This window comes from Janthinobacterium sp. UMAB-60 (genome assembly GCF_900095235.1).
Lineage (GTDB): Bacteria > Pseudomonadota > Gammaproteobacteria > Burkholderiales > Burkholderiaceae_D > Janthinobacterium.
This window is the reverse complement of record NZ_LT607495.1, coordinates 44153-60145: the sequence shown is the minus strand read 5'-3', so window position 1 is coordinate 60145 and position 15993 is coordinate 44153. Positions and strand designations below refer to the sequence as shown.

The window sequence follows — 15993 nt, the reverse complement described above, 5'->3', positions numbered from 1 at the left end:
GCCAGATGGTCAGAGACCTGGAACAATACAGCGCATGGCGGCAGGACGTGCAGGCCGCCTTGCAGGCCTACCGGCAAGCCGCCAGCGCGGCGGGCCTGGTCGACGGCGCCTCCGCGCTGCGCCTGGCGCGCTGTGGCTCCCGCCTGCTCGATGACCGTTTATCTGTCGCCTTCGTGGCGGAATTCTCGCGCGGCAAATCCGAGCTGATCAACGCCATCTTCTTTGCCGGCTATGGCCAGCGCATCCTGCCCTCGGGCGCGGGCCGCACCACCATGTGCCCCACCGAGCTGCTGTACGACGCGGCCTGGCCGCCATCGATCCGGCTGCTGCCCATCGAGACGCGCGCGCACAACCTGTCGACCAGCGACTATCGCGAGCTGCCCGCCGCCTGGACCGTCCTGCCCCTGAACATCGATGCGGGCGACGACATGCAGGAAGCCATCCGCCAGGTCAGCCTGACGAAAAAAGTCAGCGTGGAAGAAGCGGCGCGCTACGGCCTGTACGACGCCGACGATGCGGACGCTCCCGCCATGCTCGACGAGGACGGCCAGGTGGAAATTTCCATGTGGCGCCACGCCATCATCAACTTCCCCCATCCGCTGCTGAAACAGGGCCTGGTCATCCTCGATACGCCCGGCCTGAACGCCATCGGCACGGAACCGGAACTGACCCTGAACCTGATCCCGAATGCGCACGCGGTGCTGTTCATCCTGGCGGCCGACACGGGCGTCACGCGCAGCGACATCGAGGTATGGCGCAACCATATCGGCGCCGGCGCCGGGCGCCTGGTGGTGCTCAACAAGATCGACAGCATGTGGGATGAATTGCGCGGCGACGCCGAGGTGGCGCTGGCGATCGAACGCCAGCAGGCCAGCGTGGCGCATCTGTTGACGCTGGACGCCGGCCAGGTGTTTCCCGTCTCGGCGCAAAAGGCCCTGGTGGGCAAGATCAACCACGATATGGCGCTGCTGGAAAAGAGCCGCCTGCAGGCGCTGGAGACGGCCCTGTTCGAGGAGCTGATCCCCGCGCGCAAGGACATCATCCGGCGCCAGCTGGCGTTCGACCTGGACGCCATCGAAGCGGCGCAGCAGGTGCAGGCGGCGGCCCGCGCGCGCGGCATCGCCGAGCAGCTGCACGAGCTGCACAGCCTGCGCGGCAAGAACCAGAGCGTGATCGCCCACATGATGCGGCGCATCGATATCGAGAAGAAGGAATTCGACAGCAGCCTGTTCAAGCTGCAAGCGACGCGCGCCGTATTTACGCGGCTGTCGACGGAGCTGTACACGAGCCTGGGCATGGACATCGTGCGCGACGATATCGATGGCGTGCGCGCGGCCATGCAGCGCAGCCGCTTTTTCACGGGCCTGCGCGAAGCCGTGCGCCAGTATTTCGAGCGCATCGCCAGTAACCTGGACCGTTCGGAAGGCAAGACGGCCGAGATCACGGAAATGATGAACGTGATGTACCGCAAATTCGCCTCCGAACACGGCCTGGCGCTGGCCTTGCCGATGCCATTTTCGCTGGCCCGCTACCGCCAGGAGATCGCCGACATCGAAGCCGTCTACCATAAACAATTCGGCACGGCGACCCTGCTGACCACCAGCCGCGTCGTGCTGATGGAAAAATTCTTCGACACCATCGCCTCGCGCGTGCGCCGCAGTTTCACCAACGCCAACGACGACGCCAGCGCCTGGCTGAAAGTCATCATGGCGCCGCTCGAAGCGCAGATCGTCGAGTACAAGGAACAGCTGAAACTGCGCTTTGCCTCGATCCAGCGCATCCACGACGCCACGGGCAGCCTGGAACAGAAAATCGCCGGCTTCGAGGCGAGCCTGGCGGCGCTCGAACGCGACAAGGCGCAGCTGGCGCAATTGCTGGCCGCCTTGCGCGCGGCCAGCGCTGACTGAGCAACATCAGCACCATCCAACAACAGAACACTGGAATCCCGCATGAAACGTCTGCTGCATCCGCTCTCGCCCGCCACGGGCGCGGCACCATTTGAAGACTATATCGACCCGACTTTTTCCGCCACCGTCATCGCCTGGCAAAAGCAGCATGGCCGCCACGCGCTGCCGTGGCAAAACACGCGCGATGCCTACCTGATCTGGCTGTCCGAAATCATGCTGCAGCAAACGCAGGTCACCGCCGTACTCGCTTACTACGCGCGCTTCCTCGAACGCTTCCCCACCCTGCGCGACCTCGCTGACGCACCGGTGGAAGACGTGATGGCGCAGTGGAGCGGCCTCGGCTACTACACGCGGGCACGCAACCTGCACAAGTGCGCGCAGCGCGTGGTGGCCGAGTACGACGGCGTCTTTCCCAGCGACCCGGCCCTGCTGGCCGACCTGCCCGGCATCGGCCGCTCGACGGCGGCCGCCATCTCCGCGTTTTCTAGCGGCACGCGCGCGGCCATCATGGACGGCAACGTCAAGCGCGTGTTTGCGCGCACCTTCGGCATCGACGCCTATCCCGGCGAAAAACGGGTCGAGGAAGCCATGTGGCGCCGCGCCGAGGCGCTGCTGCCTGAAACAGGCATCGAAGCCTACACGCAGGGCTTGATGGACTTCGGCGCCACCCTGTGCACGCGCAGCAGCCCCGATTGCGGCCGCTGCCCGCTGCAACCGCGCTGCGTGGCCTACGCCACCGGCCGCACCAAGGATTTGCCGGTGCGTAAACCGAAGAAAACCAGTCCGGAAAAACACGCGGTTATGCTGGCCATCATCGACGACGGCCAGGTGCTGCTGGAGCAGCGCCCCGGCTCGGGCATCTGGGGGGGCTTGCTGTCGCTGCCCGAACTCGATGGCCATCTGCTGGCCGATGCGGACTCGCCGCGAGAGATAGACCAGCAGGTAATGGCACGCGCCGTGGCGCCGTTCGGCGCAATCGAAACGCAGGAACGGCTGCTGCCCATCGTGCACGTCTTCACCCACTACAAGCTGCACATCGTCCCCTGTCGCATCACCCTGGCGCGCCGCCTGGCGCTGGCAGGGGAAGCGACCCACGTCTGGTACGACGGCACGAAAATTGCTGACGCGCCGCTGCCCGCACCCATCAAGAAACTGCTGCTGGAACTGTTCGGCGATGCGCGCGCGGCGCAGCGCAGCATGTTCTAGTGCGACGTTTTTTACTGTTCGCGCTGACGGCGCTGTGTCTGCACGGCGCGCAAGCGGCTGACGCGCTGCCGGAGATACCAGAGGTGAGAATAGGCGTGCTCGCCTACAAGGGCGCCGACGCCGTGCAGCAGGACTGGTCGTACGTGACGCGCCACCTGCAGGCGAGCATCCCCGGCATCCGTTTCATCCTGGCCGACTACGACCAGGCGGGCCTGACGCGCGCCGTGCAGTCGCAAGCGATCGCCTTCGCCATCACCAGCAGCGGCCATTACGTGGCGCTCGAACACAGCGATGGCGCCAGCCGCATCGCCACGCTCGAATCGCCATGGACGGAGTCACCGCGCCAGGCCATCGGCTCGGCCATCGTCGTGCGCAGCGCGTCACCGCTGCATGACCTGGCCGACCTGGCGGGCAAGAACGTGATGGCGGTGGCGCCCGATGCGTTTGGCGGCTACCAGATCGCGGCGCGCGAACTGCGCGAAGCGGGCATCGATCCCACGCATGATTTCGCCAGCCTGCGCTACAGCGGCTTTCCCTCGCAGCAGATCGTCGAAGCCGTGCGGGCGGGGCGCATGGATGCCGGCATCGTGCGCACCTGTCTGCTGGAACAGATGATGGCACGCGGCGAAGTGCGCGCCGATGAACTGCGCGTGATCACCACGCGCCCAATTCCCGGTTTTCGCTGCGCCAGCTCGTCGCGGCTGTATCCGGACTGGCCCTTCGTGGCCCTGCGCCAGACGCCGCCGGCGCTGGCGAAAAAAGTGGCGCAGGCCCTGCTGGCCATGCCGCGTACCGATGAAGGTTACAGCTGGACGGTGCCCAGCGATTACCAGATCGTCGATGAACTGTTCCGCGAGCTGCGCATCGGCCCCTACGCCTATTTGAACAAGCTGACGTTCGAGACGGCCCTGCGCCGCTACTGGGGCTGGATGCTGCTGGTGCTGGCCTTGCTGGTGGCCTGGGCCGTGCATACGGTGCGCGTGGAATACCTGGTCAGCCGGCGCACGGAGCAATTGCGTGCCGCCCAGCACCAGCAGCGCGCGCTGGAAGAACAGGCGCGCCAGCGCCAGGCCACGCTCGACCACACGGCGCGCCTGGCCATCCTGGGCGAGATGGCCAGCGCCATTGCGCACGAATTGAACCAGCCGCTGGCGGCCATCGGCAATTTCGCGCGCGGCATGGCGCGCCGCATCGCGGCGGGCCGGCTCGATGCGGTGCCACTGCTCGACGGCGCACAGGAAATCGCCACGCAAAGCGAACGCGCGGGCGCCATCATCCGGCACATCCGCGCGATGGCGCAAAAGCGTCCCGCGCACAGCACGCCCTTCGCCCTGGCCGACGCCGTGGAGCAGGCGGTATCGCTGTTCCGCGCGGCCCATCCGCAAGCCAATATCAGCTGGCGCCACGAGGCGGTCAGCGCCGCACCGCGCGTGCTGGCCGACCCGCAGCAAGTGCAGCAGGTGCTGCTCAATTTATTGAAAAATGCGCTTGATGCGCAGGTGGAAAACGACAATCCCGGGCACCCCATCGGCGTGCTGCTGCACCGCGAAAACGGCGCCTGCACGGTGGCCGTGCGCGACGCCGGTTGCGGCCTGCAGGCGGCGCAGATGGCGCGCCTGTTCGAACCCTTTTTTACCACCAAGGCCGAAGGCCTGGGCCTGGGTATGTCGCTCAGCAAAAGCATCATCGAATCGTTCGGCGGCAGCCTGTCGGCGCATGCCAACGCCGATGCGCCAGGCTTGACGGTCTGGTTCCGCCTGCCCGAAGATACCGGTATGGAAGCAAACAAGGAAACACCATGAATGAAAGCGATGCGATCATCTTTGTCGTCGACGACGACGCCGCCATGCGCCGCTCGCTGGCCTATCTGTTCGATTCGGCCGGCTGGAAAGTGGCGACGTTCGAATCGGCGCGCGACTTCCTGCAGCGCTACGATGGCCATGCGCCCGGTTGCTTGCTGCTCGACGTGCGCATGCCTTTGATGAGCGGACTGGAACTGCAACAGGAGCTGGTGCGCCATGCGATAGCGCTGCCCGTGATTTTCCTCAGTGGCCATGGCGACTTGGCCATGGCCGTGCAGACGATGAAGGCCGGCGCCTGCGATTTTCTGGAAAAGCCGTGCAAGGACCAGGTACTGCTCGATGCCGTCAGCCGGGCCGTGGCCCGTAGCATGGATGAGAGCCGCAACGCCGCCAGCGCGAATACGGCGCAATCGGCGCTGGCCAGACTCACCGCGCGCGAGCGCGAAGTGGCGCTGCTGATGGCCGAAGGCAAAGCCTCGAAAGTCATCGCCCGCGAGCTGGGCATCAGCGACAAGACGGTGCAGGTGCACCGCCATAACACGATGGAAAAACTGGGCCTGCACTCAGCAGCCGAGGTGGCCCGGCTGCTGATGGCCAGCGGGGAGATTTAAGCCCGCACGATGCGCGCCGGCAGCCCTTGCCGCACCGACGTGCCCGACACAGGATCGACAAATACGTTCTTGTCGCCGCGGCTCGGGTCCGTCAATCCCAGATCGTTCAGGTTGATGCCCGCGCCGATGGCCGGCTCGTCGGGCTGACGCGACTTGCCGATGCGGTGGGCCCGCGCGCCATGCTCCTTGTGGCCAAAGCCATGTTCAATGGCGATCACGCCACGCTGCACCCCATGGCGCAGCATCACCGTGGCCCTGGCCCTGCCGCCCGGCGTTTCCAGATATATTTCATCGCCATTTTCCAGCTTCAAACGCGCCGCATCGTCGGGATGCACGGCAACCGGGTTGTCAGGATGGATGCCGCGCAAGCGCCGTGCGCCGATGCTGTAGGAGTTCTGCAGCGCCGATTTAAAACTGATCAACTCGAATGGCCACTCGCTGGCCGGATAGGTTTTGCGCACCGGCGTGCCGTCGGCAAACGCCGCCACCCTCCAGGCGGGCGTGCCGGGGAAGCGTTTGCCGCTCAAGCTGTTCTTACTCACGCCCAGGCCCTCGTTGTACAGCATCATCGGTTTCAGATAACGGTGCGTGGACCAGTCCTGCGGATACGGCGTTTCATCGGCCACCGGAGCGGGAGCCACTGGCGCTTTGGCATTCGCAGGCGGCGGCAGGCGCAGGCCGAACATCTCGCCATAGCTCTGGTAGCGTCCTCCGCGCGCCAGCATGAAGGCCACCTTGCGCCACTCTTCCGGCTTCAGGGTGCGCTCCAGTTCGGGACGGATGCGCGCCACGCCGGACAGTTCGATGTCGTCGTCGCTCGCCTCCGGTACGGCCGTTTTGCCCTGCCAGGCGATGTTGGCGCCGCCGCGCAGATACCAGTCCTCGGCGCGCAGCAAGGGGAAGCGCTGGCCATCCATGTCCTGCAAGGCCTCCGGGCCGAAGCCCGGCAAGGCCATCGTTTTGGCCAGCGCGATGAAGAACGATTCCATGCAAATGGTCTGCCCATCCGGCGTCTTTTGCACGCGCGGTTCGACCACGGGCCAGCGTGCCGTGCTCATTTTGACGGGCATGCCGCCCCAGGCGCCGGCCCAGCCCCAGCTTTCATACAGCAAGGTATCGGGCAGCAGGTAGTCGGCAAACGCCGAGCTTTCATTGATGAAGGGGTCGATGGCCACGATCAGGGGAATCTTCTTCGGATCGGCCAGTTCCTTGCCGATCTGCGCGCGCAAGCCCGTGATGCCGTAGACGGGATTGCAGCTCCACAGGATCAGCGCCTTCAGGGTGTACGGATAGCCGTTCATGGCGCTGGTGAGCCACTCGGTCGCCAGCGCGGGCGCGTTCGGATACCACGGCGCCCTGGCCGGATACGCCTTGCCCGCTTCTTTCTTCAGCTTGAATTCCGAGGTTTTTTCATAGGGCACATTGCGCCCGATCGGCATGCCGGCCGCCTTGATCTCGCCGTCGAAACTCTCCAGGTTATAGCGCGGCCCAGGCCCCGCATCCTTGAAGCTGCCGCCATTGACCAGGGTGCCGCCCTTGCGGTTCAAATTACCGATCAATGTATTGAGCATGACCAGCGCATACGCGTTATAGAAACCGGCGCCCGACATCATGCCGCCATGCGCATTGACGGCAGCGCGCTTGCCATGGCTGGTGAGTTCCTGCGCCAGGCCTTCGATGATGTCGCGCCCGATGCCGCAGGCAGCCGCGTATTCATCCATGCTGTGGCGCTGCGCTTCTTCGTTCAACATCGTCATGGCCGTCTTCAGGTGCAGCGGCGCGCCCGCAACCTCCAGCGGACCGTCGAAGAACAGGCGACCCTCGCCCTTGGCGGCGTTGTGCGGCACGATGGCTTGCGTGGCGGCGTCGATCACGCAAAAGGCGTCGCCATCCTTGTAGCGCTCTTCTTCCGCCAACTCCACCGCGCCGATGTCCGATGCGCGCAGGTAGCGGCCGTCGCGCGGGTGGCCTTTCTCGTTGATGATCAGATGCGTGGCGTTGCACCAGGCGGCCTCGCCCGCCGCTTCCGCCACCTTCAGGTTCGGCTGCGCGAGGAAGTTGCGGTCATAGCGTTCGTGCTCGATGATCCAGCGTATCATCGCCATGGCCAGCGCGCCATCGGTGCCCGGCTTGATCGGTACCCAGCGGCTGCGGTCGCCCGCAGCCAGGCTGTCGGCATTCGTCAGCACCGGGTCGACGACGACGTAGCTGAAATCGCGCTTGCCCGAGCGGGCCTTGGCGATCAGGGTGCCCTGGCGCTTGAACGGATTGCCCGCATTGCCCGGCGCCGTGCCCACAAAAATGCAGAACTCCGTGTTTTCCAGATCCACTTTCGCATGCGGCATTTTCTTCATGTCGCCGAACATGGCGCCCGAGCCGCTGCGATACGCGCCGCCGCAATACGAACCGTGGTTGACCAGGTTCAAACTGCCGTACGACTGCTTGAAGAAGCGCGTGCCGAACGCCAGGCGACCGTCGTCCGTGCTGCACATCAGGCCCACCTGGTTCACTTGCGGACCCAGTTCCGGTTGCGCCGGATCGATCGGCTTTTCCAGCTCGCGCAAGGCGCGCAAGCCCTGAACGTGGCCTTCGCCAAACAGGTCGCCGCCTTCCGTCACTTCCTTCACCAATTGGTCAAAAGCGATCGGTTCCCACTGGCCGCCGCCGCGCGGTCCCACGCGCTTCATGGGCGCCAGCACGCGGAACGGCGACTCCATCTGTTCCAGCACGCCATTGCCGCGGCCGCAAGCGGTCGAGCGCCCCTTCAGCCCCTTTTCCTGGAAGCGCGAGAGCGACACAAAACTGTCGCGTATCGAGGTCTGGTAAGGCAGCGCCGGGTCGGCCGACATGGGGCTGTAGGGATTGCCCGCCACGCGCAGCACCTTGCCGCTATTTTTATCCAGGCGCACGCGCACGCCGCAAAACGTGGTGCAGCCCATGCACATGGTGTAGCTGACCTGCTGGTCCGGGTTGACGGTCAATTTCCCCGTGGCCGTGTCGACGGAAAACTCGGGCGGCAGGGAATTGCCGTGCAAGCGCTGTACGGGTTTGTCCTTGCCCAGCGCGTGGTCGACCATGCGGCCGGCCGTGGTGGAAAAGCTGGCGGCAAAGGCGGCCAGGCCGCCGCCGATGGCGCCGTAGCGCAGCAGCTTGCGGCGCTTTTCGTTTTCATCTTCAGGGACGTCGTTGCGGTCGTCGTTGTTTGTGTGTTCGTTCATTTTTGACTCCTCAGTGCGTGGCCATGGCGGGGCGGCTGCGTGTAGCAATCGCGCGTCCCGCCCATGGCAAAAATTCCAGCATCAGCAACAGCAGCGCGATCCACAGGCCGGCCGTGCCGATGATCCCCATCAAGCCGTCGTTCCCCATCGGCAGGTGGTAGTCATACAGGCCCGCGCCCGTTTTCGGAATCGTCTGGCCGCCGATAAAAATCGTCCAGCGCATCATCCAGGCGCTATGCAGCGCGATCAAGCCGTTGACCAGGCCACTCGTGGCCGGGCGCCAGATGGCCAGCGCCATCGGCACGATGGACGACAGCACGGCCCAGACAGCCGTGAACTGCCATTGCGGCATGCCCGCCACCTGGGTAAAGGCCATGCTGTGGCTGGCGCTCACGCCGGAGAGACTGACGAACAGCCAGCCGCCGCCCAGCGCCAGCACCAGCGCCAGCGACAGGGCCAGTGCGCGATTCAGCGACACTTCCAGGGCCTGGTCGCGACCCGGCAGGAAGCGATTGAACAGCAAGGCCAGGCCCACCGCCCCGACAAAGGCCGTGGCGGCAAATTGCGCCGGCAGGAAAGGCGTGAACCACAGCGGACGGGCACGCACCACCATCACTTCCATGCCCGTGTACAGACCCACCACGAAGGCGGCGAGCAGGGTGAAGGCGGCGGCGGTGACGATGGCGCGGCGCGAGGCGACACCACCGCGTCCCAGCAGGCGATAGGCGAAGGCCAGGCGGTCCTTGCCCTGCCCCCGCGCGGCGAAGTCCCCGCGCAGCGCCAGCCACGCATACAGCATCAGGCAGCCCAGATACAGGGGAATGAAGAACGAACCCCACGACATCCACGATTGCGGCTGGAAGTAAATATAGAAGTGATAGAAGCGGCCCGGCCCGTGCAGGTCGGCCAGCAGCGCCACGGGCGCCGTCATGCCGCAGACGAGGGACGCCAGCAGCGCGATGCGCCCCAGGCGCTCATACGCCTTGCGGCCGAAGACGAAGTACGGCAAGGTCAGCATGAAGCTGCCGTAACTGAGGCCGATGAGGAAAAAATACTGCACCGCCCACGGCAGCCATGCCGCTTCGCGCGTGACGTTGAGAATTTCGGTGATGTGGCTGTCCATGGTTTATTTCCCGTGTTTGCTCGGTTGCCAAAGTGTCGCTTCGCCCTCGACGTGGCCGGCGAAGCGCGTGTCCAGTCCCAGATAGAACACGTGGGGCTGGGTACCCTGTTCGGGCTTGAGCACTTTCACCTTGTTCTCGCTGAGCAGCTGATGCACCATGCTTTCCGGGTCGTTGAGGTCGCCGAAGATGCGCGCGCCGCCGACGCAGGTTTCCACGCAGGCCGGCAGCAAGCCTTCGTCGACGCGGTGCGCGCAGAATGTGCATTTGTCGGCCTTGCCCGTTTCGTGGTTGATGAAGCGCGCGTCGTACGGGCAGGCTTGCACGCAGTAGGCGCAGCCCACGCAGCGGTCGCCATCGACGACGACGACGCCATCCTTGCGCTGGAAGGTGGCACCCACGGGACAGACGGGTATGCAGGGGGGATTGGCGCAGTGGTTGCACAGGCGCGGCAGCATGTAGGTGCCGCAGCGGTCCTCTTCCTTCACTTCATAGGTCGAGACGACGGTGCGGAAGCTGTTTTCCGGTACGGCGTTTTCCATGATGCAGGAGACCGTGCACGCCTGGCAGCCGATGCACTTCCGCACATCGATCACCATCGCCCAGCGCTGCCCGCCTTCGCCCCTGGTGGCGGCCTTGCCGGGCAGCGGCGCGATGGCCGCCCCGATAGTAACGGCTGGCAAGGCGCGCAAAAAACTGCGGCGCGATTCAATCATGACACTCTCCTTGACTATGGGCGGCAAGCCCTTGTTGACTTGCTGCCATGATAGAAAAGAAGTTGCCGTACGGATATTGGGGTGATCGGGTGGGGGCCTAGATGATCATGCCAATTGACAGGATCGACAATGCGGAGTAGGTCGGATTCCCCATGAGCGCTTGCATTGGTAGGTCGGGTTAGCCGGCACGGCGTAACCCGACACGCAGCGTCGCGCGGGCATGTCAGTCCCCGCAGTAACCGTTACAGCTCGTCGAGCGAATACAGCCGGCGGTGCTCGCGGATCGCGTAGCGGTCCGTCATGCCGGCGATGTAGTCGGCGATCTTGCGCGCCTGCTTGGTCACATCATCGCCATTGACCTGATAATCGGGCGGCAGCAGGGCCGGTTCGGCCATGAAGCTGTCGTACAGTTCGCGCACGATGCGGCTCGCTTTGACGCGCATGCGGTTGACCTGGTAGTGGCGGTACAGGTTTGCTCTTAAAAAGCGTTTCAGGTCCGTCGCATCACGGCGCATGGCGTCCGAAAAGCGGATCAGCGGGGCACTGGCGCGCACTTCGTTGACGTCGCGCGGCGCCGCATCAAGGATCAGCGCATTCGACGTGACGATCAGATCGTCGGCCAGCGCCGTGATCAGCCGGCGCAGGGTTTCGTAGATGGCGCGCCGGCCCGACAGGCCTGGAAACGCCTGCTGCACGTCGCGCCACAGGCGGCCGAAGAACTCCACCTCTTCCAGCTGGGCGATGGTGATCAGGCCCGAACGCAGGCCGTCATCGATATCGTGGCTGTTGTAGGCGATTTCATCGGCCAGATTGGTCAGCTGCGCTTCCAGTGTCGGTTGCGTGCGGTCGATGAAGCGCTGGGCCACGGGCCCCAGTTCGCGCGCATGCGCCAGCGAGCAGTGTTTTAATATGCCTTCGCGCGTCTCGAACATCAGGTTCAAGCCATCGAAGGCGCCGTAGTGCTCTTCCAGGGTATCGACCACGCGCAGGCTTTGCAGGTTGTGCTCGAAGCCGCCGTGCGCCTGCATGCACTCATTGAGCACATCCTGGCCCACGTGGCCGAACGGCGTGTGGCCCAGATCATGCGCGAGCGCGATGGCTTCGACCAGATCTTCATTGAGGCGCAGGTTGCGCGCGATGGAGCGGCCCACCTGTGCCACTTCCAGGCTGTGCGTCAGGCGCGTGCGGAACAGGTCTCCCTCGTGATTGAGGAAAACCTGGGTCTTGTATTCGAGGCGGCGGAAGGCCGAGGAATGGATGATGCGGTCGCGGTCGCGCTGGAACTGGCTGCGCGAGGCGTGCGCCGCCTCGGCAAAGCGACGTCCCTGCCCCTGTGCCGAATGGGCAGCATAGGGAGCCAGGAAGTCTTCGGGCAGCATCTTATTGCACTCCGGCGGCCAGGGTGGCCAGCACCAGTTCGTGCGGCGCCGACGTGATGCACGGGCTGCCCAGCGGTTTCAACAGGATGAACTTGATGGCGCCGCCCTCGTTCTTCTTGTCCACTTCCATCAGCTCCAGCCAGCGCGCGACACCGAGGTCGGGCGCCTTGACGGGCAGGCCGGCGGCGGCGACGAGCTTGCGCAAGCGCTCCACGGCCGCCTGGTCGATATACCCCATGCGGCAGGACAGATCGGCCGCCATCACCATGCCGCAGCCGACGGCTTCGCCGTGCAGCCAGTGGCCGTAGCCCAGGCCCGCTTCAATGGCGTGGCCGAAGGTGTGGCCGAAGTTCAGGATGGCGCGCAAGCCGCCTTCGCGTTCATCCTGGCGCACCACGTCGGCCTTGATTTCGCACGAGCGGGCAATCGCATACGCCAAAGCCCCCTTGTCGCGCGCCATCAGCTTGGCCATGTTCGCCTCGATCCAGTCGAAGAACGCGGCATCGATGATGGCGCCATGCTTGATCACTTCGGCCAGGCCGGCCGACAGCTCGCGCGCCGGCAGGGTTTCCAGGGTCGAGGTGTCGGCGATCACGGCGCGCGGCTGATAAAACGCGCCGATCATGTTCTTGCCCAGCGGGTGGTTGATGCCCGTCTTGCCGCCGACGGAGGAATCGACCTGCGCCAGCAAGGTGGTGGGCACCTGCACGAAGCCGATGCCGCGCATGTAGCTGGCCGCCGCATAGCCGGTCAGGTCGCCGATCACGCCGCCGCCCAGCGCCACCAGGGTGGTCTTGCGGTCGCATTTATTGGCCAGCAGCGCGTCAAAGATCTGCATCAGGCTGGCCCAGTTTTTATATTCTTCACCATCCGGCAGGACGATGCTGATCACGTCGCGGCCGTCGCTGGCCAGCGCGGCCTGCAGGCGGCCCAGATACAGGGGGGCGACGGTGGTATTGGTGACGATGGCCACCTTGTGGCCGCTGATATGGCGCAGCAGCGCATCGGCGTCGGCCAGCAGGCCGGGACCGATGGCGATCGGGTAACTGCGTTCGTCGAGGTCTACGCTCAACAACATTTTGGATTGCTCGTTCATCGAAGGCTCTGCATGAATGACGCAGTTGGGCGAGGCCTCGCATTCGAGGCTGGCCAACTGCATCAGAATTGTCTGGACCATCGATTGTACGTTAGGACGGCCCGTGTCGATGACAATGTCGGCCACTTCCATGTAATGGGGCTCGCGCTGGGTCGTCAATTCTTCCAGTTTGCGGCGCGGATCGGCCGTCTGCAGCAGCGGGCGATTCTTGTCATGGCTGGTGCGCGCCAGGATGTTGCTGACGCTGGCGCGCAGATACACGACCGTGCCCCGTTCCTTCAGGTAGGCGCGGCTGTCGGCATTGAGGATGGCCCCGCCGCCCGTGGCCATGACGATGCCTTGCTGGGCGCTCAGGTCGCGAATGACCTCGGCCTCGCGCCGGCGAAAGCTCGCTTCCCCCTCGATTTCGAAGATCCACGGGATGGTCGCTCCCGTGCGTGCCTCAATCTCGTGGTCGGAATCGACAAAGCGCAAGCCCAGTTTGCGGGCCAGGATGCGCCCGATGGTGGTCTTGCCTGCGCCCATGAGGCCGACAAGGAAAATATTACTGTTGGAAATTTCGGACACTTTTATATCAATCAGAAAATAAACGCACACCACGAGCAGCCTGCCCCCTGTGCAGTACTGCCCGTTCCCCTCGCGTCAGGGACAAGAGAATGCCAGTTTAAACGGATAACTGGTGGTATTGCCCAGCGGCGTGGTCACCGTCACATTAAACGTGCTGGTCAACGGGATCGTGCAACTGGTCGGCGTCAGGCTGTTAATTGTAACGGCATGCCAGCTTCCCTGGTTACCCTGAATGTTGCTTCCTGTCCTGTCATCGACGCCAGCGGTATTGTGCGGGAAGATATTTTGCACGCTTGTGGGCAATATCGTGGCGCTACCGTTGAGCATGTTGCTAATCGACACCGTGCTACCGGAAGGCATGGGATTCTGCTGAAAATCACTGATCCGCACGCTGAATTGACGTACATCCGCAGCCTTCACGGTACCAAGATCATAGACGCTTCGGCCGAGCATGACGCTAGTTGATCCATCGAACAATGTGACGTTATCGGCGTGGCTGTCGCTCAGGAAAATGGCCGTTCTGACAAATAGCTGCTTGCTGCCGTCAGTCGTACTGGCACAAATCAGCGCCAAGCCTGGCCACGGCTTGTCTGCCGTACCACCATTGCTGACATCGTTGCAGGGCGTGACGGGTGGATTGCTTGCCGTGCGCGGCTCCTGGCTGCGGAAGTCCACGGAACAACCGCCATTGGAGGTGATGCAACCGCCCATGCTGGACGATCCAATGGCACCCAGACTACTCTGGAATGCGACGGGCGTACCGTCAGGAACGGGATTGCCCGCCTGGTCGGCCAGTAAAACCGTGACGGTAGTAGCAGGTGTGCTCAAAGAACTGTCATATGACCAGCCTTCCACATTCGACTTGCCCACGCTAATCGAGAATCCCGATTGCACGGGCTTGCCGGTCGTGACGAGGATGGAATCGGAATACGTATTCATATACGTCGAGGATTTCAGCGCCGCCTTCACGCGGAACGTGGTCGGCGTCGTACCGGAATTGACCGTGGTAATGACCTCGCCATTGGCATCGGTGGTGTCCGTCAACTTATTGAGGGTGACGGCAGCCCCGTCGTCCAACGAGAACGTTACATCCTGGCCGGCAAGCGGTTTGTTAAAGGTATCGAACACGCGGAAAGTCAGTGTTGCCGTTTCCGTGCGCAGCAAGCCGCCCTGCCCTTTGATCACGATGGACTTGCCTGCGGGGCTAACGGCTGACAACTGTATCGATGCTGGCGCGGGGGAGCCAACAGACAGGGACGAGTGCGCGGCGCTGTTGCTGCCAACCACGCTGGCATTGATCTTGTCGGTGTTGCTACAACCGAGATCGCGATACACCACCGTTGCCTTGCCGTTATTGGCAGCGACGTCCGTTGCCACGCTGGCCTTTCCTGCCAAAATGCAGGGCGAGCTGAATCGGACAGTCGCGCCAGCCCCCAAATACGGGGTGCCAGCAGTCATGCTATCGCCAGACCTGATATCGACCGACATGGTCGTGGAACCATACGCAGCGATACTATTCGGCAAGAATGTCAAGTTCGACGCAAACAATTCGGTAGCACCCAGCGCATAACTGGCCTGGCTGTTGGCGGTGGCGCCGTTGGTGGTGGTGGTGGCCCGCAAAGTACCGGCACCACTGGCCAGCAGACTGACTGGCCGTAAGATGACACTGGCTATGCCACTATCATCGGTCAGCGCCGTGCCCGTCGATGACGACAGCAACGCCAAAGCGCTATCGGTAGAAAACATGACCAGCGCGCCACTAATCGGTTTTCCACTCAAATCGGTCACCAGTGCCTTGGCCGTCAGCGGCGTGGCGCTCGACAGCGCGTTACTGGCGCTGCTACCACTGAACAGCGACAGCGTCATTTTCGCGCCCGCAGCCTGCGCCGCCTTGACTTCATAACTCGCCTCGCCGGTGACCGTGGCGGTACCCGCCGCGACAGTGGCCGTCAGCTTGCCCGCACCGGTGACCGTCGCATTCAAGGCCGAGACAGTGATGCTGGCATAGCCCTTGGCGTCCGTCAGCGCCGTGCCATTGCTCGACGACAGCGTTACCAGGGTGGCGTCGGAGGCGAAAGTGACTATCGTATTGCTGACCGGAGCACCATTTTTATCGATCACCAGCGCCTTGGCCGTCAGCGGCGCAGTGCTGCTTAGCGTAATGGCAGGCTGGTCGGCCGAGTTCAACAGGCTCACCGTGACCGTCGCGGCCACACCACCGGTCGTACCACCACCCTTGCCGCCATCAATGGTCGGATCACCGCCACCGCCGCCACAGGAGGCCAGCACAGTGCTCAAGACCAGCAAAGCCAGCCAATTCAATGCCCTACTCCAAGAAGTATTGCCTAAAGAGAAATTTCGCATAGTCGC

At 63.8% G+C, this 15993-nt stretch carries 10 protein-coding genes; 4 read left to right on the top strand and 6 right to left on the bottom strand.

The features are described from left to right. Positions 1-5: 5 nt before the first annotated feature. Genes K0F86_RS20870 through K0F86_RS20855 form a run of 4 tightly spaced genes read left to right on the top strand, consistent with a single transcriptional unit; the run spans position 6 to position 5526 of the window. Complete coding sequence (locus K0F86_RS20870; RefSeq protein WP_219136122.1) at positions 6-1907, top strand: dynamin family protein; 1902 nt, start codon at positions 6-8, stop codon at positions 1905-1907. A 42-nt stretch (positions 1908-1949) separates the two neighbouring features. Then, positions 1950-3113, top strand: a complete 1164-nt coding sequence (gene mutY / locus K0F86_RS20865; RefSeq protein WP_219136121.1) for an A/G-specific adenine glycosylase — start codon at positions 1950-1952, stop codon at positions 3111-3113. Further along, a complete protein-coding gene (locus K0F86_RS20860) occupies positions 3113-4915 on the top strand; it encodes a sensor histidine kinase (protein WP_219136120.1) in 1803 nt (600 codons plus the stop codon). The genes mutY and K0F86_RS20860 overlap by 1 nt, the downstream gene beginning before the upstream one ends. Next, positions 4912-5526 (top strand): response regulator transcription factor, encoded by a 615-nt coding sequence (locus K0F86_RS20855; RefSeq protein WP_219136119.1) that lies wholly within the window; start codon positions 4912-4914, stop codon positions 5524-5526. Before K0F86_RS20860 ends, K0F86_RS20855 begins: the two co-directional genes overlap by 4 nt. Here K0F86_RS20855 and K0F86_RS20850 read toward each other — a convergent pair. From K0F86_RS20850 to K0F86_RS20825, 6 genes are all read right to left on the bottom strand, one after another. Next, entirely contained in the window at positions 5523-8744 is a 3222-nt protein-coding gene (locus K0F86_RS20850) for a molybdopterin dinucleotide binding domain-containing protein (RefSeq protein WP_219136118.1), read from the bottom strand. The two genes, K0F86_RS20855 and K0F86_RS20850, sit on opposite strands and share 4 nt — an antisense overlap. Positions 8745-8754: 10 nt before the next feature. Beyond that, complete coding sequence (nrfD, locus tag K0F86_RS20845) at positions 8755-9867, bottom strand: NrfD/PsrC family molybdoenzyme membrane anchor subunit (protein WP_219136117.1); 1113 nt, start codon at positions 9865-9867, stop codon at positions 8755-8757. A 3-nt stretch (positions 9868-9870) separates the two neighbouring features. Beyond that, positions 9871-10581, bottom strand: coding sequence for a sulfate reduction electron transfer complex DsrMKJOP subunit DsrO (gene dsrO, locus K0F86_RS20840; RefSeq protein ID WP_219136116.1), 711 nt, complete (start codon positions 10579-10581; stop codon positions 9871-9873). 242 nt (positions 10582-10823) lie between these two features. Next, complete coding sequence (locus tag K0F86_RS20835) at positions 10824-11960, bottom strand: deoxyguanosinetriphosphate triphosphohydrolase (RefSeq protein ID WP_219136115.1); 1137 nt, start codon at positions 11958-11960, stop codon at positions 10824-10826. 1 nt (position 11961) lies between these two features. Then, positions 11962-13581: a bifunctional shikimate kinase/3-dehydroquinate synthase AroKB gene (aroKB, locus tag K0F86_RS20830; RefSeq protein WP_219136223.1), complete on the bottom strand. Its 1620-nt coding sequence runs from the start codon at positions 13579-13581 to the stop codon at positions 11962-11964. Between the two features lie 117 nt (positions 13582-13698). Next, on the bottom strand, positions 13699-15987 hold the full coding sequence (locus tag K0F86_RS20825) for an Ig-like domain-containing protein (RefSeq protein WP_219136114.1): 2289 nt from the start codon (positions 15985-15987) through the stop codon (positions 13699-13701). Positions 15988-15993: the final 6 nt, after the last annotated feature.